This is a genomic window from Mesorhizobium sp. M7A.F.Ca.CA.003.01.2.1, assembly GCF_003998945.1.
In the GTDB taxonomy this organism is placed as follows: Bacteria; Pseudomonadota; Alphaproteobacteria; order Rhizobiales; family Rhizobiaceae; genus Mesorhizobium; species Mesorhizobium ciceri.
In genome coordinates this window covers 1-3,367 of the sequence record NZ_RZRA01000637.1, presented here as the reverse complement: position 1 = coordinate 3,367, position 3,367 = coordinate 1, and the positions used below count along the sequence as shown (strand labels likewise).

The following is a 3,367-nucleotide window of genomic DNA, read 5'->3' as shown; positions in this document are numbered from 1 at the left end:
GTCGGAACTGGCCGGCCAGATGAAGATCGCCATTGACAGCCGCCGCTCGAAGAATGTCGAGGCCAATGACCGGGACTACAGGACCAGCGTCGAAAAGCTCTATGCGGCGGGCGACGTGCGGCGCGGCCAGTCGCTGGTCGTCTGGGCGATCCGCGAGGGCCGCCAGGCGGCGCGCGCCATCGATGAGGCGCTGATGGGATCGAGCGTGCTGCCGCGCTGAGTCCGTCTCGAGACCCTACTTGTGCGGCCACCTGAAGGCGCTTTCCGCCCTTCCGCTGCCCCGGGCAGCTTACGGACTGATCGCCGTGGTCGTTTCGGTTGTGGCCCCGGCCGCAGGCTGCCGCCTTGGCGGCCAAGAAAAATCGTCGGCGCGGCCGGGCGCAGCAGCGGGCGCCTTGCCCTCGACGACGAATTTTTCACCGGGCCCGTCCGGCTTGGCCGGCGCTGCGGCACCGAGAAGTTCCGAACCGCCGTCGAGTGCCGGTGATTGCGAGTCGGCGTCGGTAGCCGGGTCGGCGGCCTCAGTCTTTTCCTTCGAGGGTGGACTACGTTACTGGCCAGTACCGGCAACGCATCGAAGGAACTTTACAATCATAAAGGTACGTCACTGGTCTCGCGGCTCACCTATGACGATCTAGACGCGCATTCGAGTCCACAATCCGACTGGCATTTTCGTAAAGGCCTCCTCGGTGCGGGCGGCATCAGGGAGGATTTTCTCATGACGAGGACTTCTTACGGAAATGGGGGGCTACTCAAACACATTCAGTGATCAGCGCGGGGGCGGCGTCAGCTATTTCACCGCCGATCTTGGATATAATTTCTTGAACTCACCGCGCTACCGCATCGGTGCTTTTGTTGGCAACAATTTCTGGCACGAGAGCTACGATGCTTTCGGTTGCACGCAGCAGGCGACCAACTGGGGAACCTGTGTGCCAACCGTCCCACCTACGTCAACCTCTCAGCCAGGACAACGATTGGCATTCGCTGCGACTCGGCTTGGCCGGGCAGACGCAACTCACCGAGCGACTCAGCCTTTCTGGTGACGTGGCGTTCCTCTTCACGCGGCTCGACGGCAAAGAGCAGCACCACATGCGCCCAAGATCAAGCTAATTCCCGAAGACGGCGATGGGCATGGCGTCCAGCTCGAGGCGGTGTTGCGGCCGTGGCGAATAACGGCACCGCTCATTTCGAAGAGGCAATGGGCGGTCGTGGTTCCCCGCAGGCCGACGATTGGAAGGCAAAGCGCTACGGCGTTTTCGTGCAGGCTAGCATCAAGTTCAACTGAGAGAGCAAGAACCGAGGAGAGCGGCGATGCCACTCCAGCTCATTACGATCATTGGATCAACAGAAGGAAGTTTTCCGAAGAGTTTTGCAAGCGTGCGCAAAGTCGCCAGACAAAGTTCTCTCGGTCCATAGTGTACGTGCCGTCACGCCCGTTCTCGACATGGTTGAATGATACGTCCCGCGCGATCGATCAAAGTCGTTTTTCATTGGTTTTCCGGAAATCGCGGGGAGCACAGCGTGCTGTGACCCTCGCCTGCTGGTTTTCTGTCAACGCGCAGATGAGGGAGAATGAGCGTACAGCAAAAATCATCAGTGCTGTCGCTTTCGCCAAAGCCCGCCGCAGCTAAACGGGGTCCCACGCCCGGTAGCGCCCCCTGCCGGTCACCTCACGGATGCCGAGTTCGGCACCAGCCCGAGCGCAGCGCGCTGGCTAATTTTCAGCTCGGCCGCGACCAGACCTGCCGACACCAGCGGCCGCGCCAGCACCAGCTCGATCAGCGCCGGCAGGCTCGAGTTTTTGCGCCGGTTCCTGAGCCGGCGCTCCATCTGGCTTTTGGCCAGCGCCTGGATGATTGCAAGGCTGAAACAGTCGATGGAACGCCCCTCCAGCGAAGCCGAACCGGACGAGGCGCGCGCGCCAGGTCCTTCGGCTGCCATCGGCACGCTGGGTTTAAGTGCTTGGGGTGACACGGCGTGATCTCCGCCGTTGGCGGGAACAGGGCAGTGCAATAGTACTGCCCTGTTCCTTTTGATCAGAGGCCAGTGCGGATTTCTTCGGCAAGCGCCCTCAACGTCGTCTCGACGTCATCGCCGTTTACCATCTTCTGCATCGCCACGGCCCATGCGTTCATGGCTTCGCCGAAGCCGACACGCGGTGTGAAAGCCAGCGCGGCTTGGTCCTGTATCTTTTTGAAGCTGTCAACGAAGTTGTTGAACTCGGGCTGCGAAGCGTACTTAGTCCAGGTGTCGTCTGCCAGGTCGACGTGCGCGGCGGATTGACGAGCTGGCCAGCAAGGGCACCCTTGAGCGCCACCTGCTTGGAGGTGGCCCACGGGATGAACAGCCAGGCCGTGCCCTTCTTTTCGGAAGCCGCGTTCATGGCGAGAGCCCAGATCCAGATGTCAGACTCCAAGCTCGTGGCGCTCGGTGCGTGCAGCGGCGGAGCGAAGGCGATCTTGCCGGATGCCGGCTTCCCCGCAACATCGTTCCAGAAGCCGAACATATTTGAGTCGATCGTCATCGCGCTGCGGCCGGACGCGAAGGAAGGAGCCGCGCACTTCTTGATCATGTCCACGTAATGTAGTCGTATCCAGCATCGGTAAGCTTCCAATCGCTCAGGTATTTGTCCAGCGGCTCCAGGGCGCCACTCGGAGCGAGGTCCTACGCGGGCTGAATGCCAGTGCCGAACACATCCCATGCTGGCGACTTCGTCGTCAGTTGGATCGTCATCTTGTTCCAGTAAGAATCGTCTGGGTAGAGTTCCGGCGTGACCTTGATGCCGGGTCAGCTTCTCGAACTCCGGAAATTGCGCAGCGAGAGCATCCGCATAGGGGTGGATGTCGTAGGCCCAAGTTATGCTGGTCCCTTCGAATTGACGCCAGTTCACGGTGTCGGCAGCGGCCGAATTAGTGAGCGATGCCGAGACGGCAAAAAACGCCAAGTCAAAAGCAAGCTGTTTGCGAAGCGACGCGCACCTGTAACGAGTACGGGGAATGAGCGACCCATGTAATCCTCCCTGGGGCATTTTGCCAATTTTTGGGTCCACTCCTCCATCCCGAGTTCGCTCATAGCCACAATAAGCGGTTTCCAACGAGCTCGCTCTGAATGCACCAGGCCAACTGGGTAAAAACGGGTAACCGGCACTAAAAGGCGTTGTAGTATCGCCACCAGAAATACTGCTCCGTGGTGCTGGCCTTTGCCTGGGGGCGCAACACGGCAACTACCCGCTCAAAACGGTTGGTCCTCTACCTCTTATTCACCGTCGCTTTCCTCGCGGCCTAACCCGGCCGGAATATCCGTTGCCAGAAAAAGGCCTCGCGGCCGGTTCGAGGCTCATCCCTCCTCCGAAGCAGCACGCTCAAGT

3 protein-coding genes and 2 pseudogenes are annotated in these 3,367 nt (G+C 60.3%); 2 read left to right on the top strand and 3 right to left on the bottom strand.

Annotated features, from left to right (window positions below):
• Positions 1–220, top strand: a pseudogene (gene gltD / locus EN969_RS22725) (glutamate synthase); the annotation flags it as partial.
• A 69-nt stretch (positions 221–289) separates the two neighbouring features.
• Here gltD and EN969_RS36190 read toward each other — a convergent pair.
• The 3 genes and pseudogenes from EN969_RS36190 to EN969_RS36185 all read right to left on the bottom strand — a co-directional run.
• Positions 290–484: pseudogene (locus tag EN969_RS36190) on the bottom strand (DUF459 domain-containing protein); the annotation flags it as partial.
• 1,181 nt (positions 485–1,665) lie between these two features.
• Complete coding sequence (locus EN969_RS36770) at positions 1,666–1,974, bottom strand: helix-turn-helix domain-containing protein (RefSeq protein ID WP_236473435.1); 309 nt, start codon at positions 1,972–1,974, stop codon at positions 1,666–1,668.
• A gap of 62 nt (positions 1,975–2,036) precedes the next feature.
• On the bottom strand, positions 2,037–2,336 hold the full coding sequence (locus tag EN969_RS36185; protein WP_224571022.1) for a hypothetical protein: 300 nt from the start codon (positions 2,334–2,336) through the stop codon (positions 2,037–2,039).
• Between the two features lie 3 nt (positions 2,337–2,339).
• Here EN969_RS36185 and EN969_RS36180 point away from each other — a divergent pair, with 3 nt between their 5' ends.
• The gene (locus tag EN969_RS36180) at positions 2,340–2,582 is read left to right on the top strand and encodes a hypothetical protein (protein WP_224571023.1); all 243 of its coding nucleotides are present in this window, start codon (positions 2,340–2,342) and stop codon (positions 2,580–2,582) included.
• Positions 2,583–3,367 lie beyond the last annotated feature (785 nt).

What these genes read in the sequence shown, in the direction of transcription:
- EN969_RS36180 (WP_224571023.1), top strand. Translation starts at nt 2,340, where the DNA reads ATGAACAGCCAGGCCGTGCCCTTCTTTTCGGAAGCCGCGTTCATGGCG.